The 24,237-nt window shown below is 71.3% G+C and carries 20 protein-coding genes and 1 tRNA gene; 11 read left to right on the top strand and 10 right to left on the bottom strand.

Features of this window, described 5'->3' with window-relative positions:
* Positions 1-31: 31 nt before the first annotated feature.
* The 5 genes from LXM50_RS14675 to LXM50_RS14655 form a co-directional block, all read right to left on the bottom strand.
* A complete protein-coding gene (locus LXM50_RS14675; RefSeq protein ID WP_233312226.1) occupies positions 32-748 on the bottom strand; it encodes a YesL family protein in 717 nt (238 codons plus the stop codon).
* Positions 745-1,539, bottom strand: coding sequence for a carbohydrate ABC transporter permease (locus LXM50_RS14670; protein ID WP_374107838.1), 795 nt, complete (start codon positions 1,537-1,539; stop codon positions 745-747). The genes LXM50_RS14675 and LXM50_RS14670 overlap by 4 nt, the downstream gene beginning before the upstream one ends.
* 113 nt (positions 1,540-1,652) lie before the next feature.
* Positions 1,653-2,579 carry a carbohydrate ABC transporter permease gene (locus tag LXM50_RS14665; protein ID WP_233312224.1) on the bottom strand — a complete coding sequence of 309 codons (927 nt, stop codon included), beginning with the start codon at positions 2,577-2,579 and terminating at the stop codon, positions 1,653-1,655.
* Positions 2,580-2,708: 129 nt separating this feature from the next.
* The gene (locus LXM50_RS14660; protein WP_233312223.1) at positions 2,709-3,983 is read right to left on the bottom strand and encodes an ABC transporter substrate-binding protein; all 1,275 of its coding nucleotides are present in this window, start codon (positions 3,981-3,983) and stop codon (positions 2,709-2,711) included.
* A 62-nt stretch (positions 3,984-4,045) separates the two neighbouring features.
* Entirely contained in the window at positions 4,046-5,065 is a 1,020-nt protein-coding gene (locus LXM50_RS14655) for a hydroxyacid dehydrogenase (protein WP_233312217.1), read from the bottom strand.
* A gap of 142 nt (positions 5,066-5,207) precedes the next feature.
* Here LXM50_RS14655 and LXM50_RS14650 point away from each other — a divergent pair, with 142 nt between their 5' ends.
* The 3 genes from LXM50_RS14650 to LXM50_RS14640 are packed head-to-tail and all read left to right on the top strand — an operon-like array spanning position 5,208 to position 10,398.
* On the top strand, positions 5,208-7,229 hold the full coding sequence (locus LXM50_RS14650) for a heparinase II/III family protein (protein ID WP_233312210.1): 2,022 nt from the start codon (positions 5,208-5,210) through the stop codon (positions 7,227-7,229).
* Positions 7,226-8,416 (top strand): substrate-binding domain-containing protein, encoded by a 1,191-nt coding sequence (locus LXM50_RS14645; RefSeq protein WP_233312208.1) that lies wholly within the window; start codon positions 7,226-7,228, stop codon positions 8,414-8,416. The genes LXM50_RS14650 and LXM50_RS14645 overlap by 4 nt, the downstream gene beginning before the upstream one ends.
* Positions 8,413-10,398 (top strand): DUF2264 domain-containing protein, encoded by a 1,986-nt coding sequence (locus LXM50_RS14640; protein WP_233312206.1) that lies wholly within the window; start codon positions 8,413-8,415, stop codon positions 10,396-10,398. Before LXM50_RS14645 ends, LXM50_RS14640 begins: the two co-directional genes overlap by 4 nt.
* Before the next feature lie 124 nt (positions 10,399-10,522).
* Here the strand turns inward: LXM50_RS14640 and LXM50_RS14635 are convergent, their stop codons facing one another.
* The 3 genes from LXM50_RS14635 to LXM50_RS14625 all read right to left on the bottom strand — a co-directional run bounded on the left by LXM50_RS14635 (position 10,523) and on the right by LXM50_RS14625 (position 13,601).
* Positions 10,523-11,398, bottom strand: coding sequence for a VOC family protein (locus tag LXM50_RS14635; protein WP_233312204.1), 876 nt, complete (start codon positions 11,396-11,398; stop codon positions 10,523-10,525).
* A 101-nt stretch (positions 11,399-11,499) separates the two neighbouring features.
* A complete protein-coding gene (locus tag LXM50_RS14630) occupies positions 11,500-12,777 on the bottom strand; it encodes an alpha/beta fold hydrolase (protein ID WP_233312196.1) in 1,278 nt (425 codons plus the stop codon).
* 101 nt (positions 12,778-12,878) lie between these two features.
* A complete protein-coding gene (locus tag LXM50_RS14625; protein WP_233312194.1) occupies positions 12,879-13,601 on the bottom strand; it encodes a FadR/GntR family transcriptional regulator in 723 nt (240 codons plus the stop codon).
* A 143-nt stretch (positions 13,602-13,744) separates the two neighbouring features.
* Here LXM50_RS14625 and LXM50_RS14620 point away from each other — a divergent pair, with 143 nt between their 5' ends.
* The 3 genes from LXM50_RS14620 (at position 13,745) to LXM50_RS14610 (ending at position 16,628) form a co-directional block, all read left to right on the top strand.
* A complete protein-coding gene (locus LXM50_RS14620) occupies positions 13,745-15,202 on the top strand; it encodes a GntP family permease (protein ID WP_233312193.1) in 1,458 nt (485 codons plus the stop codon).
* Positions 15,203-15,218: 16 nt separating this feature from the next.
* Entirely contained in the window at positions 15,219-15,752 is a 534-nt protein-coding gene (locus tag LXM50_RS14615) for a gluconokinase (RefSeq protein ID WP_233312192.1), read from the top strand.
* Between the two features lie 87 nt (positions 15,753-15,839).
* The gene (locus LXM50_RS14610) at positions 15,840-16,628 is read left to right on the top strand and encodes a GntR family transcriptional regulator (RefSeq protein ID WP_233312191.1); all 789 of its coding nucleotides are present in this window, start codon (positions 15,840-15,842) and stop codon (positions 16,626-16,628) included.
* Positions 16,629-16,633: 5 nt separating this feature from the next.
* On the opposite strand, the gene LXM50_RS14605 is transcribed toward LXM50_RS14610, so the two are convergent.
* Positions 16,634-17,485 carry an SDR family oxidoreductase gene (locus LXM50_RS14605; protein WP_233312190.1) on the bottom strand — a complete coding sequence of 284 codons (852 nt, stop codon included), beginning with the start codon at positions 17,483-17,485 and terminating at the stop codon, positions 16,634-16,636.
* 135 nt (positions 17,486-17,620) lie between these two features.
* On the opposite strand from LXM50_RS14605, the gene LXM50_RS14600 reads away from it, so the two are divergent.
* Positions 17,621-18,262 carry an asparagine synthase gene (locus tag LXM50_RS14600; RefSeq protein WP_233312189.1) on the top strand — a complete coding sequence of 214 codons (642 nt, stop codon included), beginning with the start codon at positions 17,621-17,623 and terminating at the stop codon, positions 18,260-18,262.
* 114 nt (positions 18,263-18,376) lie between these two features.
* Positions 18,377-18,449: transfer RNA gene (locus LXM50_RS14595), tRNA-Arg, on the top strand.
* Between the two features lie 92 nt (positions 18,450-18,541).
* On the opposite strand, the gene LXM50_RS14590 is transcribed toward LXM50_RS14595, so the two are convergent.
* On the bottom strand, positions 18,542-19,420 hold the full coding sequence (locus tag LXM50_RS14590) for a LysR substrate-binding domain-containing protein (RefSeq protein WP_233312188.1): 879 nt from the start codon (positions 19,418-19,420) through the stop codon (positions 18,542-18,544).
* A 102-nt stretch (positions 19,421-19,522) separates the two neighbouring features.
* Between LXM50_RS14590 and LXM50_RS14585 the strand changes: the two genes are divergently transcribed.
* The 3 genes from LXM50_RS14585 to LXM50_RS14575 all read left to right on the top strand — a co-directional run bounded on the left by LXM50_RS14585 (position 19,523) and on the right by LXM50_RS14575 (position 24,226).
* Positions 19,523-20,803, top strand: coding sequence for an MFS transporter (locus LXM50_RS14585; protein WP_233312187.1), 1,281 nt, complete (start codon positions 19,523-19,525; stop codon positions 20,801-20,803).
* 73 nt (positions 20,804-20,876) lie between these two features.
* Entirely contained in the window at positions 20,877-22,154 is a 1,278-nt protein-coding gene (locus LXM50_RS14580; RefSeq protein WP_233312186.1) for a bifunctional glycosyltransferase family 2/GtrA family protein, read from the top strand.
* Entirely contained in the window at positions 22,151-24,226 is a 2,076-nt protein-coding gene (locus LXM50_RS14575) for a glycosyltransferase family 39 protein (RefSeq protein ID WP_233312185.1), read from the top strand. Before LXM50_RS14580 ends, LXM50_RS14575 begins: the two co-directional genes overlap by 4 nt.
* The last annotated feature ends 11 nt before the right edge of the window (positions 24,227-24,237 follow it).

Below are 24,237 nucleotides of genomic sequence, written 5' to 3'. Positions count from 1 at the left end.
CGCGGGTGGGACTCCCGATCACGGCCAGAGGTCAGCCTGCGACGGACTCCGCCTCCACCGCACGGCGGAAAGCGAACTCGGAGTTGGCGAACACGACGTAGAGCAGGAGCCCCGGGACGAGGGCGCCGAGCACGGGCTGCACGATGACCGCGGCTGCCGAGATCCCGAGCAGAGCGAGCGCGAACACGCTGAAGTACCAGCGCCGCACCGACAGGTAGACCGCGGCCTTCACGATCGCCCGCACCGACGCCTGCGGATACAGCACGATGCCGGCCAGCGTCGAGGTGCAGGTCGCCAGAGCCCAGGCCGCGACCACGGCGAGCGTCGGCGCGAGCAGCGGCGCCCAGATGGTGCCGGTCAGGATCGCGCCGTCGTACAGGACGAATCCGATCACGAGCGCTGTGATGAGGCCGAGCAGAGCGGCTGGCGCGCCGTGGGCGCGGTACCCGTGCCAGAACGCGGCGAACGGCCGCGGGGGCTCGTCGCCGCGCAGGCGGCGGAACACCTCGAACGCGCCGGCCAGCGAGGGGGCGAGCGTGAGCGAGAGCAGCAGCACGGTCGGCCACGCCTGCAGCGCGTCGCGCGAGACGAACAGGAGCACCGCGAGCGGCAGGTTCGCGAGCACGAGCAGCAGATCGACCATCAGGATCGCGTACGCATACCCGAACATCGATTCCATGGTCTCCTGCCGCAGGCGCGGGAGGCCCCGCCGCCGCGATCCGCTGCGTTCGCCGGTCACGACGCTCACCCCTTCATCCCGCTCGTCGCGATGCCGGCGATGAAATAGCGCTGCCCGGCGAGGAAGATGACCAGGATCGGGACGATCGAGATCACGGATCCGGTCATGATCAGGGCGTACTGCGCCGAATACTGGCCGATGAACGACTTGAGCCCGATCTGCACGGTCCACAGCTCGTTGCTGGAGAGGTAAATGAACGGACCCATGTAGTCGTTCCAGGTGTTCACGAACGTGAGCAGGGCCAGCGAGGCGAGCGCGGGCTTCGAGAGCGGCAGGATGATCCGCGCCCAGATGCCGTAGTCGCTGAGCCCGTCGATCCGCGCGGCCTCGTTGAGCTCGTCGGGGATCGTCATGTAGTACTGGCGCATCAGGAAGACGCCGAACGCGCCGAACGCCTGCAGCAGGATGAGCGCCGTGAACGTGTTCGTCAGGCCCGCCTTCTGCATCATCACGTACTGCGGGATCATGTACGCCTGCCACGGCACCGCGATCGTCGCGATGTACGCCAGGAACAGGGCGTCCCGGCCGGGGAAGCGCACCTTGGAGAAACCGTAGGCGGCGAAGCTGCCGGTGAGCACCTGCAGGATCGTGATGACGATCGCGAGGAACGCGGAGTTCGCGAGGTAACCGGCCATCGGGATCTGGGTCCAGATCGCCGCATAGTTGCTCCACACGAACGTGGTCGGCAGCCACTGGACGGGCACCGTGAGCACCTCGTCGTCGTGCTTGAACGACGAGGACAGCATCCACAGGAACGGCAGCAGCACGACGGCCAGCAGGACGACGAGCAGCAGGTACATCGCAATGCGGCCGATCCGGGCGCGGACCTGTCGCCTGCCGTGCCGGGCACGGGCCGGGGCGACGGTGTGCCCGCCGTCGAGCTCCTGGGCGAGGTCGGAAATGAGGGTGGACATCAGCGCTCCCGCCTCTGCTGGATCCGGAACTGGAAGACGGTGACGACGAGGACGATGAGGAACAGCACGAGCGAGATCGCCGAGGAGTACCCGAACTGGCCGTTCAGGATGCCGTCCTGGTAGATGAGCTGCGACAGCACGAGCGTCGCTCGGCCCGGACCGCCGCCGGTCATCACGAAGATGAGGTCGAAGACCTTGAAACTCGACACGCTGAGCAGCACGAGCACGAGGAACGTCGTGGGCCGCAGGGACGGCAGCGTGATGTTCCAGAAGGTGCGCCAGCGTCCCGCGCCGTCCATCGCCGCCGCCTCGTAGTACTCGTGCGGGATCGCCTGGAGGCCGGCGAGGAAGAGCACCATGTAGTAGCCCATGTCGCGCCACACGCTGGTGATGATCACCGCGGGCAGCGCCCAGCCGGTGCTCGAGGTCCACCCCGGCGGATTCGCGACGCCGAGCAGATGCAGGAACTGGTTGATCGGTCCGTTCACCGGATCGAAGAGCATGTTCCACACGATCGCGATGGCGACGAGCGAGGTGATGTAGGGGAAGAAGATCGCGACCCGGAAGAACGCGATGCCGCGCAGCTTCTGGTTGAGCAGGATCGCGAGGCCGAGCGAGCACACGAGTGTGAGCGGCACGTGACCGATCGCGTAGAGCAGGGTGTTGCCGAGGGCGACGTGGAAGTTCTGGTCGGCGAACAGGCGCGTGAAGTTCTTGATCCCGGCGAACGTGGGCGGGTTGTAGGCATCCCAGTTCATGAACGCCAGCACGAAGGCGGCGAGCACGGGCACCAGAGTGAACAGCGCGAAACCGAGGAAGTTCGGCAGGATGAAGCTCCAGCCGACGAGGATGCTGCGCCGGCGCATCCGGCGGCTCGCCACGGAACGCGCCGGGGCCGCGGACGGCTGGTCGGTGAGGGTGGTCATGATGTCTCTGCTCCGGATCGGGGGAGGGGAGGTTCGGGGTCGTTGGGCGACGCTCGGCTCGGTTGCCACCTGCGTGGCGGCGTCTCGTCTCGGTCGCCTTCGGCGTCCTCGCTCAACGACCCCGGGTCGTCACTGGTTCAGCACCTCGGACTTGACGCGGCTCCCCATCTCGGCGATGCCGTCGTCCACCGACTTGCTGCCGGTCATGATGAGCTGGTGCTCCTGATCGAGCACGCCCTGCAGCTGCGCGGCGAGGGTGCCGGTCGCGCCGTCGGGGCGGATCGTGTCGGGCGTGAAGGCCTTCTTCGAGGTCGCGTCCTGCGGCATGCCCTTCAGGCCGAAGTACTGCTTCGTGATCTCGTCGCTGTGGTAAGCGGGCACGATGCCGATCGACGCGACGGCCTTGGCGCCGTCCGCTCCCGCCGCGAACGACAGGAACTTCTTCGCCGCATCCTGGTTCTTCGAATTCTTGTTGATGCCGAAACCGGTCGGGCCGCCCATCGTGGTGATCTTGGATCCGCTCTTGATCTGCGGGATCGGCGCGATGCCCCAGTCCACGGACGTGGTGCCGGCAGCGGCGTCGGCGAGCAGCGGCGAGATGAGCCAGGTGCCCATCGGCACCATCGCGGCCTTGCCGGTCTCGAAGACCGTCTTGTACTGGGCCTGCTGGCTCTTGGCGGTGCCCCAGTCCAGGATCGTGCCGTCCTTCTGCATGCCGAGAGTGAGGTCGTACTGGTCCTTCATCCACGAGTAGTCGGGCTTGTCGAAGGTCTTGTCCTGCTGGGCGGAGGCGTAGCCCTGCACCATCGAGTTCCAGGTGTGGATGTAGGCGCCATAGACCTTGTCCGCGCCGTCGCCCTTCGTGAGCTTCTTCGCGTCGGCGGCGAACTCTTCCCAGGTGAGGGCGGAGGGGTCGGCGACACCGGCGTCCTTGAACATCTGCTTGTTGTAGAACAGCACGCTGAAGTCCTGGCGGTAGGGGACCGCGTAGTAGGTGCCATCGGCCTTGTACTCGCTGAGCGCGGGGATCTTGTCGGCGGGCAGCGCCTTCACGAGGTCGTTCACCCCGACGAACTGCTTCTTCTGGGCGTAGCCGCCGAAGTCGGTGAGGTTCTTGACGGTGATGATGTCGGTGGAGTCGCCGCCGGCGAGCATCGTGGTGACCTTGTCCTCGTAGTTCGCGGCGAGGATGTCGACCGGTTCGATCGTGATGTCGGGGTTGGCGGTGTGGAACGCGTCGAAGAGCGCCTTGAACTCGGGCGTCTGTGCGTAGTTCCACACCGAGATGCGCAGGGTCGTCTTCCCACCCGAGGCGGTGGCGGCCGGGGCGGACGTGCCGGCGCAGCCGGCGAGGGCGAGCGCCGCCGCGGCGACGGTGCCGACGGCGATGAGGGATCGCTTCATGCGAGGTTCTCCTTTGAAGGTGGATGCGGTGGTGCGGGTGAAGAGAAGGGGAGCGCGTGGGGTCAGGCGCTGAGCTGGAGCGCGTCGACGGTGACCTCTTCGAGCAGGGGTTGACCGGCGACGAAGCGCTCCAGCTCGTCCAGTGCAGCGTCGGTCATGCGGTACAGCTCGGAGCCGAGCGAGCCCGCCAGGTGCGGTGTGATCATGACATTCGGCAGCCGGTACAGCGGCGAGTCCGCGGGGAGCGGCTCGGGGTCGGTCACGTCGAGCATCGCGTTCAGGCGGCCGCTCGCACACTCGCGTTCGAGGGCGGCGGTGTCGATCACGCTGCCGCGGGCGGTGTTGATCACGGTCACGTGATCCTGCAGCGCCGCGAGTTGCGTCGCGCCGATCATGTGCCGGGTCGACGGCAGCTCCGGCGCGTGCAGCGACAGCACGTCAACGCGCGGGAGCAGGTCTTCGAGGGTGGTGTGCACGCCGCCGGCTGCGGCGATCTCGGCGGGGTCCGCGTACGGGTCCGCGACGAGCACCGTGACGTCCTCGAGCTGCTGCACGATGTCGACGACACGGCGGCCGACGCGGCTGAACCCGACGACGCCGATCGTGAGCCCGAGGTTGCCGAGCGCGCCGAAGCGCTCGGCGCGCAGCCCGTTCTGCCGGCGCGTCTCGGGGTCGGCGGCGATGAACGGCGCCTTCTTGCCGGCGAAGATGATCGCGGCGAGGGTGAACTCCGCCACGGGCGCCGCATTGACCTCGGCGACCGAGGCGGCACGGATGCCGCGCCGCCAGAACTCGTCGCTCACCTGCGGGCGGATGGATCCGGCGCAGTGCAGCATGGCGCGCAGGTTCGGCATCCGATCGAGTCGGGCGGCATCGAGGCGCGGGGCGCCCCAGCCGGTGAGGAGCACCTCGACCTCGGCCAGTCGTCCGATGAGGGCCGGGTCGTCGAGGTCGTCCGTGAAGACCGGCTCGGGCACGGTCGCGAGACGGCGCAGCCGTGCGATGCGCGCGGCGTCGAACTGGCGCTCGAACACCTCGCGCGACATCACGACGAGAGCGTTGGGGGTGGTCGTTGCGGTCATTCCCGGGGGTTCCCGTCCTTCGTCAGATCCCGACGAAGCAGGGCATTGCGTCGTCGCTGAACTCAGTAGATACTCGGACTCGTTCGAGACGAAACCAAACATTCAGAGTCGAACAGATACAAGCACAAGCGAAGGTTGAACGATGTCGCGGAACCTCGATGCTGATGCCCTCTCCCGGGTCAGCGCGCACGCCGTGCCGCCGCACGGCACGGACGTGAGATCCGCGGAATTCCGCGGTCCGCTGTTCACGGAGTGGCGCCAGGCGATGCGCGGGGAGGCGCTCCGGACGACTGTCGGCGGCGCCACCCCTGAAGCGCTGCGCGAACGGGTCGGGATCCCCTCGATCGCGCAGCGCGAGGTGTGGGAGCAGGCGGATCCGATCACGATCGAACGGATCCGCGCGGCCGCGGCGGAGTCCCTCGGCCACCCCTGGGCCGACGCTCTCGGCTCGTTGTTCGCCCGATACGTGCGCGACGGCGATCGCGCGACGTACGAGCGCGCCGTGTCGGACCGGCAGGAGCGACTCACCGGGGCCGTTGCCGCCGCGGCCGTGACCGACGAGCAGACGTGGATCGACGAGGCCGCCGACGGGGCCGTGGTGCTGTGCGAGCAGAGCACCTGGTCGCTCCCGGCGCACGACGACGCGCACGCCCGCCGCGGCTTCGTGCTGCCCGATGTGGCCTCCCCCTATCTGGACCTCGTCGCGGGTGAGATCGTGGCGCAGCTCGCGGTCGCGGACCGCCTGCTCGGCCCGCGGTGGGACGAGAGCTGGCCAGGGCTGCGCGAGCGCATCCGGCACGAGGCCGAGACGCGCGTCTTCACACCGTTCGAGACCCGTGACGACCTGTGGTGGCTCGGCTACTGGCGCGAGGTCAACAACTGGAACCCGTGGATCCTGGGCAACGTGCTGCTGGCCGCCGTGCTGCTGCTCGACGACTCGGAGCGTGTGGCGCGCATCCTCGCGCGGGCGTTGGACAGCCTCGACCGCTACGTCGCGGAACTGCCCGCCGACGGGGCCATCGATGAGGGCGTCGCGTACTGGTGGAACGGCGCGGGGCGCATGCTCGAGATGCTCGACATCGTGGCCGCGATCACCGACGGCGGGCTCGACGCCACCGGGATCCCCGTGGTCGCGGAGACGCTGCGGTTCCCGATGCGCATGCACCTCGGCGGGGACTGGTACGTGAACGTGGCCGATGGCTGGGCGCGTTCACGCGGGCACGAGCCCTGGCAGCTCCCGTTCCGCTGGGGCACGCTCACCGGTGACGCGAGGGTGACGGCCTGGGCGCGCGCCGCCCGCCGGCCCGAGGCTCCGGTGGCGCATGTCGCGGGCGGGCTGCCGCGCCTGGTCCGCGCGCTCGCCGACACGGCGTGGCGGGACGCCGTGCCGGCCGCCGCCCCGCTTCCCGCTGCCGTCTGGCTGCCGTCGGTGCAGGTGCTGGTGCGCCGCTCCGGGGACGGTACGGCCGCCGGGCTGGCGCTCGCCGCGAAGGGCGGCACGAACGATGAGAACCACAACCACAAGGACCTCGGATCCTTCCTCGTCGCGGCCGGCGGTCGGCAGCTTCTCGTCGACGTGGGCAAGCCCACCTACACCGCGCAGACGTTCAGCGCCGAGCGGTATCGGATCCGTGCGATGCAGAGCGGCTGGCACAACGCCCCCGCGCCGTTCGGGCTCGAGCAGGGCGAGGGGCCGGTGTTCGCCGCACAGGTGATCGCCGCGCCGCGCGGCGAACCGGGGCCGGCGCCGCTCGCCGCCGATCCCGCCGTGCTCGAACTGGAGCTGGCGGGCGCCTACCCGCTCCCGGCGGGAGACTCCTGGCGGCGGACGTTCCGCTTCGACGGCACAGGATCCCCGAGCGGGACGGAGCGCATCGAGGTCGCCGACCGCTGGCGGCTGAGCGAGGACGGCGCGCACCGGCTGCATCTCATCGCCGCGGGGAAGGTCACGCCGTCCGCCGGCGGGGTCGAGGTCGCCGCCGACGGACACCGGATCCGCATCGCCGCGACGGCAGGGAGCACTCCCATCGTCCCCGCGCTCGAGGAGTGGGAATTGGACGATCCCGAGCTCATCGCGGTGTGGGGTCCGCGGCTGACCCGCCTCGTCTACAGCGTCGGCGGACGCGCCGGCACGTTCACGACCGTGATCGAGGAGATCTCGTGAGCGGGCGGGATCCGCTGTTCGCGCTGCAACGCCGGGAGCGGATCATGGACGAGATCCGCGAGCACGGCTCGGTGAGCGTCTCCACGATCGCGGCACGCCTGGGTGTGAGCGAGCTCACCATCCGACGCGACATCAACGCCCTCGCCCAGCAGGGGCTCGTCACGCGCGTGCATGGCGGAGCGACCCTGCGCAGCAGCCTCGAACCCGGCCTCAGCCCCGCGCTCGCGGGCCACGACCCCGCCGTCACCCGCTACACGATCGGCATGGTCGTGCCCTCGCTCGACTACTACTGGCCGCCCATCGTGCACGGCGCGAGAGCCCAGGCCGCGCAGCTGCGCGCCCGGCTGCTGCTGCGCGCCTCGACCTACGACCTGCGCGACAACCGCCGCCAGGTCGAGGCGCTGCTGAACACCCCGGGGCTGCACGGGCTCATCGTCGCCCCCGACACCTTCGGCGAGAACGCGATCGAGATGCTGGAGTGGCTCGATGCGCTCCCGGTGCCCGTCGTGCTGGCCGAGCGCCGGGTGCGCTCCGCGGCTGCGGCACCGCATCTGGACTCGGTCGTGTCGGACCACACCGCGGGCGCCGCGCTCGCCGTGCGGCACCTGCACGAGCAGGGCCACGAGCGGATCGGGCTGATCACCGAGACCGAGCGGCCCACCGGGCGCTACGTACGGCGCGGATGGGAGAGCACACTGCGCTCGCTCGGGCTGCCGACCGACGCCGCGTGCATCAACGGCGTGCGCTTCGACACCGCGGGGCGGGAGCGCGCCATGGACGACGCGCTGCAGGTGATCAGCGACACGGAGACGACGGCGGTGATCGTGCTGCCGGATCCGCAGGCCCTCGCGCTCGAGCAGCACGCGCTGGATCGCGGCATCAGGGTGCCGCACGATCTGGCGATCGTCGCGTACGACGACGACGTCGCCCGATTCGGCGACCCCGCGATCACCGCGGTCCGTCCGCCCAAGCAGCACGTCGGACGCGAGGCCGTGAACCTGCTGATCGCCCGGCTCGAGGCCGGGAGCGGCCGCCCCGCGTTCCGGGTGAAGCTCGGTCCCGAGCTGCACGTGCGCGAATCCTCCCTGCGGCCGAGCATCCCGGCGCCGATCGCCGTGGCGCCGGCCGCCATCCCCACCGCCATCATCCCGACCCCAGAGGACCCGCTCGTGAAGGAGACCCCGTGACCGCGTTCGACCCCGCTCGCCTGATCCTGCCGCCCGAGGATCGCGCGCTCTCGCCGCGCACCGGGTGGACGCGCGCTCACTGGGCCGCCGTCGCCGACCACCTGCTGCTGTCGCTGCGGCCGTACTTCACGCCAACGCGCAGCCAGGTGCGCCTGCCCGGTCAGACCAGCAGCAGCGGGGCGGACAGTGACGGCCTGGAGGGCTTCGCGCGCTCGTTCATGCTCTTCGCCTTCCGCCTCACCGGGGAGCGCGGGGCGGACCCGCACGGCTTCCTGGACTGGTACCGCGACGGGCTCGTCGCCGGCACCGATCCGGCGAATCCGGAGCGGTGGATCCTGCCCGCCGCGCAGCCGCAGGCCCAGGTCGAGGCCGCGTCGATCGCACTCGGCCTGCAGCTCACCCGGCCATGGCTGTGGGACACGCTCGACGCGGTCGCGCAGCAGCGCATCGTGGACTGGCTCGCGTTGAATCCCGTAGGCCGGTACCCGGACAACAACTGGCTGTGGTTCCGGATCACCGTCGAGACCTTCCTGGCCTCGGTCGGTGGACCGCACGATCCCGCACGGATCGCGGCCGACCTCGCCCGCATCGAGGACTACTACCAGGCCGACGGGTGGTGGGCCGACGGCACCTGGCGCGCCTACGACTACTACTGCGGCTGGGCGATGCATCTGTATCCGCTGCTGTGGGCCGGTTCCGAAGGGGCGGACGGGTACGGATCCGGCGCGCTCGCGCCCGTCTTCCGCGCCCGGCTCACCGAATTCCTCGACGACTACGCGGCGCTCATCGGCGCGGACGGCATGCCCGTGCTGCAGGGGCGCAGCCTCATCTACCGGTTCGCCACGGCCGCGCCGCTGTGGATGGGCGCCGTCTCGGGCGCCACGCGGCTGCCGCTCGGAACGCTGCGCCGTGCCGCCTCGGGCGAGCTGCGCGCGTTCGTGGAGCGCGGGGCGATGGACGAGCGCGGCCTGCTCACGATGGGGCTGTTCGGCGAGTGGCCGGCGATGGCGCAGACGTACTCGGGTGCGGGCTCGCCGTACTGGGCGTCGAAGGGCTTCCTCGGACTCGTGCTCCCGGCGGACCATGAGGTCTGGACAGCGGTGGAGGAGCCGCTGCCGATCGAGCAGGGCGACGTGCGCCGCGTGATCCGGCCCGCCGGCTGGCTGGTCAGCGGCACCGCCGCGGACGGCATCGTGCGCGTGATCAACCACGGCGCGGACCATGCCTTCGAGGGCGACCGCATCGGGGACTCGGCACTCTACGCCCGGTTCGGCTACTCCAGCGCGACACTGCCGCCGCTCACCGGTGCCACGATCGACGATCCCGCCGACAACATGGTGGGCGCGGTCGACGCCGCGGGGCGCTCCACGCACCGCACGGGGTTCGCCCGCGGTGCGATCGGCGACGACGGCATCGCGGCGTTCGCGACGTCCGTGGCCGACGCGCACTGGGTGGATTCGAGCACCGACGGTCCCGGATACGACCACGGATCCGGGCGCGCGGGGATCGTCACCGACGGACCGCTGCTCGCGACGGCGAGCGTGGTCCGCGGCTCGTGGGAGGTGCGCGCGACCCGGCGCCTGGCGCGTGAGGGCGTCGCCGCGTCGCCGCTCCCCATCCGCGTGAGCGGCTGGCCGCTGACCGGTCCCGCCGAGGCGGTCGTGGTCAGCGTCGATGACGCCGTGTCGCTGGAGCTGGACGGGGTGCGCTCCGAGCTGCAGGCGCTGTCGGGGATCGGCGCCGGCGCGCTCGCCGCCTCGGTGCGCACGGAGACGGGGACATCGCCGATCGGGGCGATCACGACGATCCCACGGCTGGAGTTCGCCGCCGTCGCCGAGGGCGACGTGGTCGTCGCGGCGGTGCGGCTGGGGCGCGGTGCCGAGGCGGGGCCGTCGTCACGGGTCGTCACCACGCGCGAGGGCGACGCGATCCTCGAGGTGACCTGGCCCGACGGCGCCGTGAGCGCCGTGCGGATCGGCTGAGGACGCCCGACCGATCGTCGTCGCGCCGACGGCGGCGGTCGGGCGACCCCGCGGTCGGCGGGCTCACCCCGCGGTCGGCGGGTTCAGCCCGCGGTCGCCCCGTGCTGGGCGGCGGTCGTGAGGCTCAGCCGGCGGTCGTGAGCCGGATCGCGTTCGCCCAGGGATCCTCGAAGGCGAGCGTGCGGCCGTCGTCGCGCACGTCCACGCCGAAGTGCGTCATGCGCTCGGCGACGGCCCCGAGCTCGTCGTCGGTGGGCAGCACGATGTCGACGCGGCCGAGGCCGAGTGCCGGGGAGCGCCGGCCGGCACCGGCACTGTTCCACGTGTTCATGGCCACGTGGTGGTGGTAGCCGCCGGCGCTCACGAACAGCGCGGATCCGCCGAGCTCCGCGGTCGTCTCGAATCCCAGCCGCTGCACGTAGAACTCGCGTGCCGAGGCCACGTCGCCGACCGAGAGGTGCACATGGCCGACGCTCGCGCCGCCGATCACCGGGTCATCGGCGGCCGTCTCGGTGAGGTGCTCGCCCAGGAAGGCGTTCGGATCCAGGTACAGCGTGTCCATCTCGATCTGCCCGTGCGCCCAGCTCCACTGCGTGCGATCGCGATCCCAGTACAGCTCGACGCCGTTGCCCTCCGGGTCTGTGAAGTAGAAGGCCTGGCTGACCAGATGGTCCGCGCTGCCGGTGAAGGTTCCAGGGGCGCGCCGCGCGACGGAGTACAGCGCGGCGGCGAGGGCCGCCTGGGTCTCGAAGAGGATCGCGGTGTGGAACAGTCCGGCGGCGCGCGGCGCCGCATGGGCGAGGCCGGGGCTGTGCAGCAGGATCACCACCGGGGTCGTGCCGCGGCCGAGCACCACGCGGTCGCCCTCGGCCGAAAGCACCCGCAGCGTGACGGCGTCGCGGTAGTACGCGGTCATGGCGTCGAGGTCGGCGACGAGCAGGGTCACGGCGCCCATCGCCGTGTCGGCGGCAAGGAGATCGGAGCGGGAGGCGGTCACCATCTCTGCAACGGAATGGGTCGAGGATCCATTCCGGGACGGGCCTGCGCCGCCGGCAGGGCATTCCGGCGGGCGCGGCGCGGTCTCACGACCGGAGCGCGGTCTCACGACCGGAGCGCCGCCTCCCAGCGGGTGCCCGCGGTGAGCAGCCGGGGCAGACCGGCCACGAGTCCGCGGCGCGGGAGCGCGCTCATCATCGCGCTCTCGGCGGGGAGGCGCTGCTGCTCGCCGCTGCTCAGTCGCTGCAGCGCGTGCAGCAGCGCGAGCGGGTGCGATTCGAGGGCACTGTGCCCGTTCTCGATCTCGACGAGCACCGTGTCCGGAGCAGCCGCGGCCACGCGCTCTGCCACGGCGGCCGGCGTGCGCAGGTCGCGGGAGCCGGTCAGCAGCACGGTGGGCCAGTCGAAGCCCGCCGCCGCGGCGGTCAGGTCGAAGGGCTCGCCGGCGAACCGCGGGAACCGGTCGGCGATCGGCGCGTAGGTGAGCGAGGGGTCGAGGGCGGATCCGTCCGGATCCGGTCCGAACCCCAGCTCGCGGAACGCGATCGCCCCGACGAGGTCGAACTCGTAGAACCCCGGCACGTGCGCCTCGGATTCGCCCTTGTCGACGTAGGCCTCCAGCGCCGACCACACCGATCCTCGCCCGTGCGAGCCGCCGGGCCGGCCGTCGCGCACGGCACGGTGCGCGCCGTGCAGGCGCTGGCGCAGCAGCGGCTCGAGCAGTCCCGCTCCGCCCAGCTCGTATGCCGCGCGCAGCACTCCGAGGAGGATCCGCGGATCCGATCCGTCGTCCAGCAGCTCGCGCACCGACGCGGCGATCCTGGTGTCCCCGTCGACGAAGAGCTCGCGGATCATCGCCCGCTCGGCATCGCGATCCGCGACCGACTGCAGGGCGGAGTCCAGCAGCATCCCGGCCACCCGCTCGGGATGGCGCGCGCCGAATCCCGCCGCGACGTAGCTGCCGTACGAGGAGCCCGAGATGTAGGCACGGCGCACGCCCTCCGCCTCCAGCACGGCGGCGAGGTCGTCGATCACGTCGACCATGCGCATCGCCGACAGCGGCAGACTGCGTCCGTTCAGATCGGCACGGGACAGCCCGACGCCGCGGTGCTCCATCATGATGACGTCGAGGCCGAGGGCCGCGGCGCGGCGCCGGAAGCGGCGATAGGGGAGCACGGATCCGAGCCCGGGGCCGCCGGGGATCACCACGATCGGAACGGCCGAGCGCGGGCCGGTGCGCACGTACGCCAGGTCGAAGGCGGGCCCGGTCGACGTGGCGGGGCGCCGCACGCGCCGCACGCCCCGGACGGAGGCGGCGAGCAGCCCGGGAAGCAGGCTGGGCGCCCTCGTGCCCCGACCGGTCCCGCTGTCCGCCTTCGTCATGCCTCGATTATGCGCGCCGGCCGTTGGCGGGCGCTGTCCGGCGGCTATCAGCGGGATGAAGACCGCCGCCGGTCGCTCGCGCGCTCAGGGCCCTGAGGCGCTCAGGGCTCGGGTTGCGACATGGCCTCCACGGCTTCGTCGGCCTCGGACACGATCGCCGCCATCGCGGTGGCCGCGGCCTCGGGGTCGCGGGACGTGATCGCGGCGGCCACGTCCTGGTGGAGTCGCAACGCGGTCTCATCCGCGCGGTGCGGCATGAGCGCGTGCGCGGTGCGGCCGTGCAGCAGCTCGGCGACCACGTCGGCGAGCCCGGCGAGGTAGGGGTTGCCCGATCCGCGCAGCACGGCCGCATGGAAGTCGATGTCGTGCTGCAGGTAAGCGGGCTCATCCGCCCGCTCGCCGTTCTCGACCATCCCGAGCACCGCCTTCACGAGCGCCGCACGGTGCTCCGGAGGGGCCTGCACTGCGGCGAGACGCGCGGCGAGCGGCTCGATCGCTGAGCGCAGCTGGCTGAGTTCGTGCAGGGTGCGGAGCCGGTCGGATCCGTCCAGCCGCCAGCGGATCACCTCGGGGGCGTACGGGCTCCATCGGTCCGCGGACAGGATCTCCACCCCGGCCCGGCGGCGCACCTCGACCATGCCCATGGTCTCAAGAACGCGCACCACCTCGCGCATCGCGGACCGGGACGCGCCGAACTCGGCGGCGACCTCGGCGGTCAGCAGCCGGGCACCGGGCGCCAGCTCGCCCTCCACGATGCGCATGCCGATCGTGTCGAGCAGCCGATGGTGCTGCGCGGAGGCCGCCTCGCGGATCCCTTCTGCCATGAAGCCCATTATGGCGATAGCCCGGCAAGAAGGCGCCTGAGTGAACTGTAGGAGGGCGTATTGCGAGAAGGTGCTTGATTAAGTCCTACTTATCGCTTACGCTGAGGCGAAATCTCTCCGCCAGACCAAGGAAGCTCATGGCCATGTCCTCGATCCTTCTCGCCGCCGTTCCCGGAACCCTCCTCGCGGCGGCCGATCCCGTTCCTCCCACGACGACAGCCCCGGAGTGGGTGCTGATCCTCGCTGCCCTCATCGGCATCGCCACCATCGTGGTGCTCATCACCTGGGTCAAGCTGCATCCGTTCCTCGCCCTCGTGATCGGCGCGCTCGTCACCGGTCTCGTCGCCGGGATGTCCGCCACGCAGACCGTCACGAGCTTCTCCAACGGCTTCGGATCCACCGCCGGCGGCGTCGGCGTGCTGATCGCGCTCGGCGCGATCTACGGAAAGCTGCTCGCCGATTCGGGCGGCGCGGACCGGATCGTCGACACCCTGGTCTCGAAGGCCAGTGCCGCGGCGCTGCCGTGGGTCATGGGCCTGGTCGGCGCGCTGATCGGCCTGCCGATGTTCTTCGAGGTCGGTCTGGTGCTGCTCGTGCCGGTGATCATCCTGGTCGCCCGCCGCTCCGGGGTCTCCCTGATGAAGATCGCGATCCCGACGCTCGCGGGGCTCTCCGCGATGCACGGCCTGGTGCCGCCGCACCCCGGCCCGCTCGCCGCGATCAGCCTGATCGGTGCGAACCTCGGCCTCACCCTCGCTTTCGGCGTCCTCGTCGCGATCCCCACCGTCATCATCGCCGGCCCCCTGTTCGGCCGCCTCGCCGCCCGCTGGGTCGACGTGCCCGTGCCGGCGCTGTTCGAGACGGCGCAGGACTCCGCCCAGCCCGGTGAGACCGCGGCGGTCCAAGCGCGCAAGCGCCCCGGATTCGGCACCACCCTGTTCAGCATCCTGCTGCCGGTCGTGCTGATGCTGCTCTCCGCCATCGTCGACATCGTCGCCCCGAACGACACCTCGGCGCTCAAGGGCATCGTCGACTTCCTCGGCAAGCCGGTCATCGCGCTGCTCATCGCGGTGCTCGTCGGCATGGTCGTGCTGGGTCGCGGTGGCGGCATGAGCTCCAAGGAGGTCGGCGCCTCGGTGTCGTCCTCGCTGCCGGCGATCGCCGGCATCCTGCTCATCGTGGGTGCGGGCGGGGGCTTCAAGCAGGTGCTCGTCGACTCCACCATCGGCACGGTGATCGCCCACGCGATCTCCGGCATCGGCGGCGCGCTGCCCGTGGTGCTGTTCTTCGCCTGGCTCGTCGCGGTCCTGATCCGCGTCGCCACCGGATCCGCCACCGTCGCCACGATCACGGCCGCCGGCATCCTGCAGCCGCTCGTGCACGACCTCGGCCTGTCGCCGGCCGGATCCGCCCTGCTGGTGCTCGCGATCGGCGCCGGATCCGTCTTCCTCTCGCACGTGAACGATGCGGGGTTCTGGCTGATCAAGGAGTACTTCGGCCTGAGCATCCCGCAGACGCTGAAGTCGTGGTCGATCATGGAGTGCCTGATCTCGGTCACAGGTCTCGCCGGCGTCATGATCATCGGCGTCTTCGTCGGCTGACGGGAACGGAGCGATGATGACGACGCACGCGGCGCCTCCGACGGTCCTCGTGGTGATGGGGGTCTCCGGATCCGGCAAGAGCACGCTGGCCGGAGTGCTGGCCGGGCGCCTGGGATGGGCGCTGCAGGAGGGGGACGACCTGCATCCCGCGGCGAACGTCGCGAAGATGGAGGCCGGCATCCCGCTCACCGACGAGGACCGCCGCCCCTGGCTCGAGCTGATCCGGGAGTGGATCGTCACGAAGCAGGAGGCGGGGGAGCCCGGCATCGTGACGTGCTCCGCGCTGCGACGCAGCTATCGCGAGATCCTCGCCCGCCCGGGCGTCGAGTTCGTGCACCTGAAGGGCACCAAGCACGACCTCGCGGAACGCCTCGGGCGCCGCCTCGGGCACTTCATGCCGGCGTCGCTGCTGGATTCGCAGCTGGACACCCTCGAGCCGCTCGCGCCCGGCGAGGCGGGCTTCGTCGTGGATGCGGCGCTGCCGGTGCAGGACGCCGCCCAGCAGGTCCTCGACTGGCTCGAGGAGCACGGGACGCCGACGCGGTCCTGACGACGACGGCGATCCCTCCTGTCGGCCCTGGTTGATGGACTCGGTCCGACAAGGTTCACCCGCACTCGACGGTGCCACAATGGGCCCATGGGGAACGCGGGCAGCGTGGAGCTCGAGTCGGCCAGGGTGGTCCGGCTCCTGCGCGACTCGATCCTGTCCGGACAGCGGCGATCCGGCGACCGGCTCATCGAGCGGGACATCGCCGAAGAGCTCGCCGTGAGCCGGCTGCCGGTGCGCGAGGCGATCCGGCAGCTGCTCGCCGAGGGAATGCTCACCGCGCGTCCCCGCTCCTGGGCCGTGGTCCGTCAGTTCACCGAGGACGACGTGCGCGACATCGCGCAGGTGCGCGACGTGCTGGAGGTGCTCGTCTTCGAGATCGCGGCGCTGCGGCACACGTCGGACGGGATCGCGAAGGTCGAGGCGGCGCTCCAGCGCGAGTTCGCGGCGGCCGGGGTCGGCGACACGGCGGCGGCGCACACCGCGGGGGCGGAGTTCCACCTGGTCATGGCCGAGCTCGCCGAGAACGCGACCGTCAACGAGATCCTGGGCATGATGCGCGGGCGCCTGCTCCTGCTGTTCCGCGACCACGACGACCTGATCTCCATGGCGGAGGACCACGCGCGCATCTTCGAGTCGTTCGCGGCGCGGGACACGGCGACCCTGCGGCTGCGCGTGCAGCGTCACCTGAGGGCGGGCACCGAGACGGCCCTGCGCAAGCTCGCCGAGTACAACGCCGAGACGGCCGCGATCCGTGCGCGCGCCGCGGCCGCGCGTGGGGGAGCCGCGGAGGAGCCCGTGCGCGAGGATGCGGCTGCGGCGGCCGACGGCGACGAGGCTCCCGCAGCCCGCCAGGAGGCCTCGGTCGCCGGCGAGTGACGCGCTCAGCGCGGCGACATCGGGGTCGTCGTGTCGATCGCCTCGCGCAGTGGGCGCCGCATCGGTCCCCAGTAGTGCACCGGCGCGAGTCGGACCAGCGCGTCCACGAGGCGGGTCTCCCGCCCGATCAGAGTGCGCGCCCGGCGCTGCAACGTGGCGCGCACGATGCGTTCCGCCGCGGCGGCGGGCTCCATGTGGTACATCGCGGCCTGGGCGGCGGCGGCCCGTCCGGCGACGCCGGGGTCGATCGACGAGGCGTAGCGCCCGTGCAGGATGATCCCCGTGCGCACACCGGCGGGATAGATCGCGCCGACCGTGACCGTCGACCCCTCGAGCTCGTGCATGAGCGCCTCGGAGAACGCGCGCACGGCGAACTTCGTCATGGCGTAGGGGATCCGCCCGCCCGGCGAGGCGATCGCGTAGATGCTGGCGATATGGGTGATGTGCGCGGCGGGAGCGCGGCGCAGGGCGGGCAGCAGCGCCTTCGTGATCGACACCGTGCCCCAGAGGTTCACGTCCATCAGCCAGCGCATCTCCTCCATGGAGAGCTGATCGAGGGAACCGAGCATCGAGGATCCGGCGCAGGTGATGAGCGTCTGCAGTTCGGGGTGCGCGGCGGCGACGTCCTCGCCGGCCGCGACGACCGCGTCGTCATCGCGCAGGTCGACCGGATGCACCGTCACGGTGGCGCCGGTGGCGCGCAGTTCGTCGGCGATGCGGGTCAGACCCGCCCGGTCGCGGTCGATGAGCGCGAGGTTCGCACCGCGGCGCGCGAGCGCTCTGGCGGTGTCGGCGCCGATGCCGTTGGCGGCCCCGGTGATGGCACTGCTGCGCCCTGATGCGTCGAGAACAGGCAACGCTCCTCCTACCGCTGCGCCCTCGCACGCTTCGTCGCACGCGTCGGGTGGGCGCAGACGCTGGTCCCATCCTGCCGCATCGCCCTGCTCTTGCGGAACGGGAACCGGTACGCTCGATGTCAGGAGGAGGTCGGAGTGGGAAAGAGCGCGGACGCCATTGCCGAGGGCGTGGCGATCGCCACGTCTGCCGCCCGTCTGACCGTCAAGAACCACATCCTCGTGGGCACGATCGCGCAGGGCGGATCCTTCGACGTCGCCAAGTACATGAACGACGCGCACGAGGCACTGATCGCGCTCGCCGCGGAGTCCGAGGAGGCGGCGGAGCTGGCCAACAGGCTGCGCAAGCGCGCCCACGGCCGGTACTCCGATCCGCACGGCACGCACGACTACCGCGACCGCGATGTGCGCAACCTCAAGCGGCGGGCCAAGCAGTCCTCGGCGGTGGCCGACCGGCTGCGGGAGATGGCCGACGATCCCGAGACGCTGCGGTTCCTGGTGGAGGCGGCGCGCGCCGCCGCGTGGGGCGACGTCGCCGGAAACCTGCAGAGCCGGCTTTCCGTCGAAGCCATGCGCCCGGACGAGGATCCGGACTACGCCACGATGCGTGAGGCCCGCATGCAGGCGCTGCGGCTCGTCGACCTGCAGGCGCTCGCCTCGGATCAGCGCGCGCGGCGCAAGAACCGCGAGAAGGTCGACAAGGCGGCGGAGAAGGCCGACAAGGCGGCCGCGAAGGCGGCGGAGCGCGAGGAGAAGCGCGCCGCACGGCAGGTGCGCTGATATCCGCCACGCCCGACCGGTGCGCTCGCCGCGCTCTCGATTCGCGTTCCGCCCCGCCTCTGGGGTATTGTTGACGAGGCCCGCGAGAGCGGGCGGTCTTGTGAAAGACCGGATGCGCCTGTAGCTCAATGGATAGAGCATCTGACTACGGATCAGAAGGTTGGGGGTTCGAGTCCCTCCAGGCGCACACTGTGTTGAGACAGTAAGAAACGGCCCGCTTCGGCGGGCCGTTTCGCTTTTGTCGCGCGGCGTCCGCGGTCTGGCCGCGGCCGATCCCCGTCAGCTCTCCGAAGCGCCGGGGAGCTGGCGCGCCTCACGGGTGTGCGAGTCGATGATCGCCGCGCTCAGCGCCTCGATCGGCGCGCGGGGAGCCGCGGGATCGTCGATGAGTGCGAAGTCCAGTGTGTCGAGGTGCGGCAGGCCCAGTGCGGCGTCGGCGCGCACGAGATCCGGGGGCATCATCCCGCCGGGGAAGACGGCGACACCCAGGCCCGCCCGGACGCCGGCGAGGATCCCGGTGATGTCGCGCACCGTGCACCTCGCCTTCCAGCGTCGCCCCGCCGTCTCGAGCGCGGTGACCGCGGCGGCGCGGGAGTGGCTCGGTCGGGGATAGGTGACGAGCGGGACCACGTCGCCCGGATCGAGTCGCAATGAAGGGTGCGCGCCCCAGATCAGCTGCTCGCGCCGGACGACCCTGCCCTCCGCGATGCCCGGCTCCTGTCGCACGTAGACGAGGTCGAGCGCGCCGGCGCGCAGGCGTCGGGCGACGGCTGCGGACTGGCCGACGGTGATCTCGACGTCGATGTGCGGGTTCTTCCGGCGGAAGTCGCGGAGGATCCCGGGCAGGTGGGTGAGGGCGAGGTCGTCCGCCGTGCCGAAGCGGACCGTCGCCCGTTCGGCAGGGCCGGAGAAGTAGGCCTGCGCCTCATCGAGCACGGCGAGCGTGCGACGCGCGAAGGCCAGCATCGACTCGCCGCCGTCGGTGAGGCCGACGCTGTGGGTGTCCCGGGCGATCAGCGAGCGGCCGGCCTGCTCCTCGAGTCGCCTGACCCGCTGACTGACCGTCGGCTGACTGATCCCGAGCTGCCGCCCGGCCTCCGAGAAGCTGCGATTCTCCGCCACGGCGACGAAGCACCGCAGCAGATCCGGCTCGAACACGTGCGCTCCCGTCCCGCAGGATCCTGCTCATTCACAGATCCAATAACAGTTATGTCTCTCATTATCGTGAGTGATCGCGTGATCCTCCGTACCGTTGAGGTCATGTCTTCTCTGTCGGGCGTGGATCATCCGATCACCGAGCCGCTGCCGGTGCTCGCGACCCGACCGACCTTCCGCGCGACCTTCGCGGCGCTGAGTGAGGCGAACTTCCGGCTCTACTTCGCTGGCCTCGCGGCGACCTCCGCCGCCGGATGGCTGGCGCGGCTGGCCACGGACTCGCTGATGATCGAGCTCACCGGCGATGTCGGCCTCGTCGCCCTGGTCGTCGCCTCGCAGCTGCTGCCCTCCATCGTGCTCGGGCCGTGGGGAGGCGTCCTCAGCGACCGCTTCGCGCCCCGCCAGACGGTCGTGCTGACCCAGCTTCTCGTCGTGCTGTCGGCGCTCTGCCTGGGTGTGCCGGCGATCCTCGGCACCGCGGGCGTGCCGCTGATCGTCGCCTCCTCGCTCCTGCTCGGCGTCGCCGCGGCGTTCGAGGCGCCGGCCCGGGCCGTGCTGCTCGTGCAGGTGGTCGGTACCCGCGCACTGCCCAACGCGATGAGCCTGAACGCCGCCGTGCAGCAGCTCGCCGGGATCCTCGGCGCACTGCTCACCGCCGGCCTGGTCGCGATCATCGGATCCGGATGGGCGCTCGTGGCGGCACCCCTCGGGCCGCTCGCGGGCATCGTGATGCTGCTCGGGATCCGCCGCTCCGCGCTGCATCCGGCTATCAAGGTCGTCGCTCGGCGAGGGCAGATCCGCGAAGCCATCCGCTACGTGCAGCGCAAGCCGGAGATCCGCACCGCCCTGCTGCTGATCTCGTCGCTCGCGTTCTTCGCCCTCACGGCATCGATCCTGATGGCCTGGGCGGCGAACGAGCGCTACGGCCTCGGCACGCTGGGGTACACCCTGTTCCAGACCGCATCGGCGGTGGGTGCGCTGCTGGGCAGCCTGGTGGCCGCGCGCCGGCGGCAGCTGCGCCTCCGCGACAGTGCGCTGCTGCTCGCCGGCTCGGGCCTGGTCTGGGCGTGCTCGGGCCTCGCGCCCGTCGCCGGACTGTTCGTCGTGGGGCTCGTCGCGTCGATGCTGATGCGGACCGCGTTCATGATCGGGAACGACTCGCTCACCCAGCTCTCCGCCAACGGCGCCATCCGCGGGCGGGTGGTGTCGCTCTACGTCGTGTGCATGACGGGCATGCAGGCGGCAGGGGCGCTCGCCGCGGGCTGGGCCGTGCACGCGCTCGGCGGAGAGATCACGTTCCTGCTCGCGGGCGGTGCGCCCGCTCTCATCGCTCTGGCCGTCGCGCTGACCTCGAGGAGCGGGCGGGCACTGCCGGCTCCGGCGTGAGCGAGGCGGGTCCTTAGCCATCGCATAGCGGTGCCAAAGCGCCCGTCCCGGGGCGCCGCCGAGCATGGATCCCATGACCCAGGATCCGACTCTCGACCTCGACCTCGACGTCGTCGTCCCCGTGCACGACGAGCAGGAGACGCTTGCGCAGAGCATCGCGCTGCTGCACGAGCACCTCAGCGCCGAGGCGCCGGGCTCCTGGCGGATCACGATCGCCGACAACGCCAGCACCGACGGCACCGCGGCGATCGCCGATGAGCTGGCCGCCCGGCTCGACCACGTGGTGGTGGTGCACCTGGCGGAGAAGGGGCGGGGCCGTGCGCTCAAGGCGGCCTGGTCGACGTCGCCGGCCCGGGTGCTCGCCTACCTCGACGAGGACCTGTCCACCGATCTGCGCGCGCTGCAGCCGCTGGTCGCCCCGCTGCTCAGCGGTCATTCCGACCTCGCGATCGGATCCCGCCTGGCGAGCACCTCGCGCATCGTGCGCGGGGGCAAGCGCGAGTTCGTCTCGCGTTCCTACAACGCGCTGCTGCGCGGCACGTTCGGAGTGAGGTTCAGCGACGCGCAGTGCGGGTTCAAGGCGATCCGCGCCGACGTGGCCCGCCGCCTGCTGCCGCATGTCGAGGACACCGGGTGGTTCTTCGACACCGAGCTGCTGATCCTCGCGGAGCGCGCGGGGCTGCGCATCCACGAGGTGCCCGTCGACTGGGTCGACGATCCGCACAGCTCGGTCGACATCGTCGCGACCGCGGCCGCCGATCTGAAGGGCATGGTCCGCGTCGGCACGGGCCTCGCGCGCGGACGGATCCCCGTCGACGACCTTTATCGCGACATCGGGCGCCACCCGTTCGCCCAGCCGCGGACCCCCTTGATCGCGCAGGTCGTGCGCTTCGGCGTCATCGGGGTGCTCTCCACGATCGCGTATGCGCTGGTCTATCTGGTGCTCCAGGTCGTGATGCCGGCGCAGACCGCGAACTTCCTGGCACTGCTCGTCACCGCGGTCGCCAACACGGCCGCCAACCGCCGCTTCACCTTCGGCATCCGCGGCAGAGCGGGCGCCACGACGCATCATCTGCAGGGTCTCGCGGTGTTCGGGATGGCGTGGGCGCTCACGAGCGGATCCCTCGTCCTCCTGCACACGGCGGATCCGCGTCCGGGAGCCCTCGCCGAGGTCGGCGTCCTCACCGTCGCGAACCTCGTCGCGACACTGCTGCGGTTCGCGCTGCTGAAGATCTGGGTGTTCCGCGATGCCGTGCGCGGACGGGGGGAGCCCGCGCCCGCCGAGCCCGTCGAACCGCTGTCCACCCGCCACCATCTCACCACGCTCGCTCAGGAGGCGAACCGATCATGAACGCATCCGTGGCCGTCGCGCCCGCCCTGACCGCCCACCCGCCGGCCGGACCGGATCCGGTCGCCGCGATCTCCACCGCAGACGCGATCCCGCGCGCCCGCTGGGAGGCACCCGCCTTCGCCGGCGCGCTCCTGCTCACAGGGATCCTGTACATCTGGAACCTCGCCGCGAGCGGATGGGCCAACGCGTTCTACTCCGCCGCCGTGCAGGCCGGCACGCAGAACTGGGTCGCGTTCTTCTACGGCTCCAGCGACGCCGGCAACTCCATCACGGTGGACAAGCCGCCGGCGAGCCTGTGGGTGATGGAGCTGTCGGCGAGGATCTTCGGGCTCAGCTCGTGGAGCATCCTCGTGCCGGAGGCGCTCATGGGCGTCGCCACGGCCGCGATCATCCTGTTCACCGTGCGGCGCCGGTTCGGTGCGGCCGCCGCGCTGGTCTCGACGGCAGTGTTCGCGCTGACACCGGTCGCCGCGCTGATGTTCCGGTTCAACAACCCGGATGCGCTGCTGCTCCTGCTGCTGACGGCGTCGGTGGCGCTGACGCTGCGCGCGATCGACCGCGGGCAGTTGCGCTGGCTGCTCCTCGCCGGGGTCGCCGTCGGCTTCGGCTTCCTCACCAAGCAGCTGCAGGCCTTCCTCGTGCTGCCCGTGCTCGCCGGCTTGTACGCCGCCTTCGCGGGGGCTCCGATCCTGAAGCGGCTCTGGCATCTGCTCGCTGCGCTGGGCGCGGTGATCGTCTCGGCCGGCTGGTGGGTCGCCGTGGTCGAGCTCGTGCCGGCGTCTACCCGGCCCTACATCGGCGGCTCGCAGACGAACAGCTTCCTCGAACTCACCTTCGGCTACAACGGCCTGGGCCGGCTCACCGGGAACGAGACCGGCAGCGTCACCGGGGGCGGCGGTGCGGCTGCCGGCGGCGGAGCGGGGATGTGGGGATCCACAGGCCTGTTCCGCCTGTTCGAGAACGAGATCGGGGGTCAGATCTCCTGGCTGATCCCCGCCGCCCTGATCCTCTGCGTCGGCGCGCTCGTACTCATCGGCCGGGCGCCGCGGCGGGATCCTCGCCGTGTTCTGATCGTCGCTCTCGCGAGCTGGCTCATCGTCACGATGCTCGCATTCAGCTTCATGGCGGGGATCTTCCACGCCTACTACACGGTCGCGCTCGCGGCCCCGCTCGCCGGGCTCGTCGGAGCATCCGGTGCTGTCCTGTTCCGGCAGCGGGAGCGGCTGTGGGTGCGCATCCTGCTCGCGGTGTCGGCGGTCGTCACGGCCGGCTGGGCCTGGGTGCTGCTGGACCGGGCGGTCTCCTGGCTGCCGTGGCTCAAGGTCGTGGTGCTGGTCGTCTCGCTCGCCGGCGCCGCGCTCGTGCTCCTTCCGCCGCGGTCGCGGATCCTCACCGCGTCGACGCTGTCCGCCCTGCTCGTGGGCGCGCTCCTTGCGCCCGCCGCGTACACGCTCGAGACGGTCGGTGCGGCGCACTCCGGCTCCATCGTGACGGCGGGGCCGACGGTGCAGGGCGGCATGGGCGGATTCGGCGGGCGCGGTTTCGCCGGCGGGACCCCCGGCCGCAACGGCGGCTTCGGCGGTGGCGCACCCGGGGGAACCGGCGGCTTCCCTGGAGGGCAGACCGGAGGCCAGACCGGCGGGCAGACGGGCGGCACGGGAACCCAGGGTGGCGCGGGCGGCGCGGGGCGTGGCATGGGTGGCGCGGGCGGTCTGCTCGAGGCCTCCACGGTCGGCTCCGCCATGAAGACGCTCCTCACGGCCGACGCGTCGGCCTACACCTGGGCCGCCGCGGCGATCGGCTCGCAGACCGCAGCCGGCTACCAGCTGGGCACGGGGGCGGCCGTGATGCCGATCGGCGGATTCAACGGCAGCGATCCCTCGCCGACGCTCGCCCAGTTCCAGGCCTACGTCACGGCGGGACGGATCCACTACTTCATCGCCGGCGGGCGGATGGGAGGATCGAACGGTGGCGGCGACGCGTCCGCCCAGATCCAGCAGTGGGTCGAGGCGAACTTCACGGCGAAGACCGTCGACGGCGTGACGGTCTACGACCTGACGGCGCAGAATTGAACCGGCAGGGG

Source organism: Microbacterium sp. Au-Mic1, assembly GCF_021341785.1.
Taxonomy (GTDB): Bacteria; Actinomycetota; Actinomycetes; order Actinomycetales; family Microbacteriaceae; genus Microbacterium.
Note: the sequence above shows the minus strand (reverse complement) of the source record. Positions and strands in the feature narration are given on the sequence as shown.

Coding starts and splice junctions, on each gene's coding strand:
- LXM50_RS14670 (WP_374107838.1), bottom strand. CDS start 1,539: ATGTACCTGCTGCTCGTCGTCCTGCTGGCCGTCGTGCTGCTGCCGTTC.
- LXM50_RS14665 (WP_233312224.1), bottom strand. CDS start 2,579: ATGACCACCCTCACCGACCAGCCGTCCGCGGCCCCGGCGCGTTCCGTG.
- LXM50_RS14660 (WP_233312223.1), bottom strand. CDS start 3,983: ATGAAGCGATCCCTCATCGCCGTCGGCACCGTCGCCGCGGCGGCGCTC.
- LXM50_RS14655 (WP_233312217.1), bottom strand. CDS start 5,065: ATGACCGCAACGACCACCCCCAACGCTCTCGTCGTGATGTCGCGCGAG.
- LXM50_RS14650 (WP_233312210.1), top strand. CDS start 5,208: ATGTCGCGGAACCTCGATGCTGATGCCCTCTCCCGGGTCAGCGCGCAC.
- LXM50_RS14635 (WP_233312204.1), bottom strand. CDS start 11,398: ATGGTGACCGCCTCCCGCTCCGATCTCCTTGCCGCCGACACGGCGATG.
- LXM50_RS14630 (WP_233312196.1), bottom strand. CDS start 12,777: ATGACGAAGGCGGACAGCGGGACCGGTCGGGGCACGAGGGCGCCCAGC.
- LXM50_RS14625 (WP_233312194.1), bottom strand. CDS start 13,601: ATGGCAGAAGGGATCCGCGAGGCGGCCTCCGCGCAGCACCATCGGCTG.
- LXM50_RS14620 (WP_233312193.1), top strand. CDS start 13,745: ATGTCCTCGATCCTTCTCGCCGCCGTTCCCGGAACCCTCCTCGCGGCG.
- LXM50_RS14615 (WP_233312192.1), top strand. CDS start 15,219: ATGACGACGCACGCGGCGCCTCCGACGGTCCTCGTGGTGATGGGGGTC.
- LXM50_RS14610 (WP_233312191.1), top strand. CDS start 15,840: ATGGGGAACGCGGGCAGCGTGGAGCTCGAGTCGGCCAGGGTGGTCCGG.
- LXM50_RS14585 (WP_233312187.1), top strand. CDS start 19,523: ATGTCTTCTCTGTCGGGCGTGGATCATCCGATCACCGAGCCGCTGCCG.
- LXM50_RS14580 (WP_233312186.1), top strand. CDS start 20,877: ATGACCCAGGATCCGACTCTCGACCTCGACCTCGACGTCGTCGTCCCC.
- LXM50_RS14575 (WP_233312185.1), top strand. CDS start 22,151: ATGAACGCATCCGTGGCCGTCGCGCCCGCCCTGACCGCCCACCCGCCG.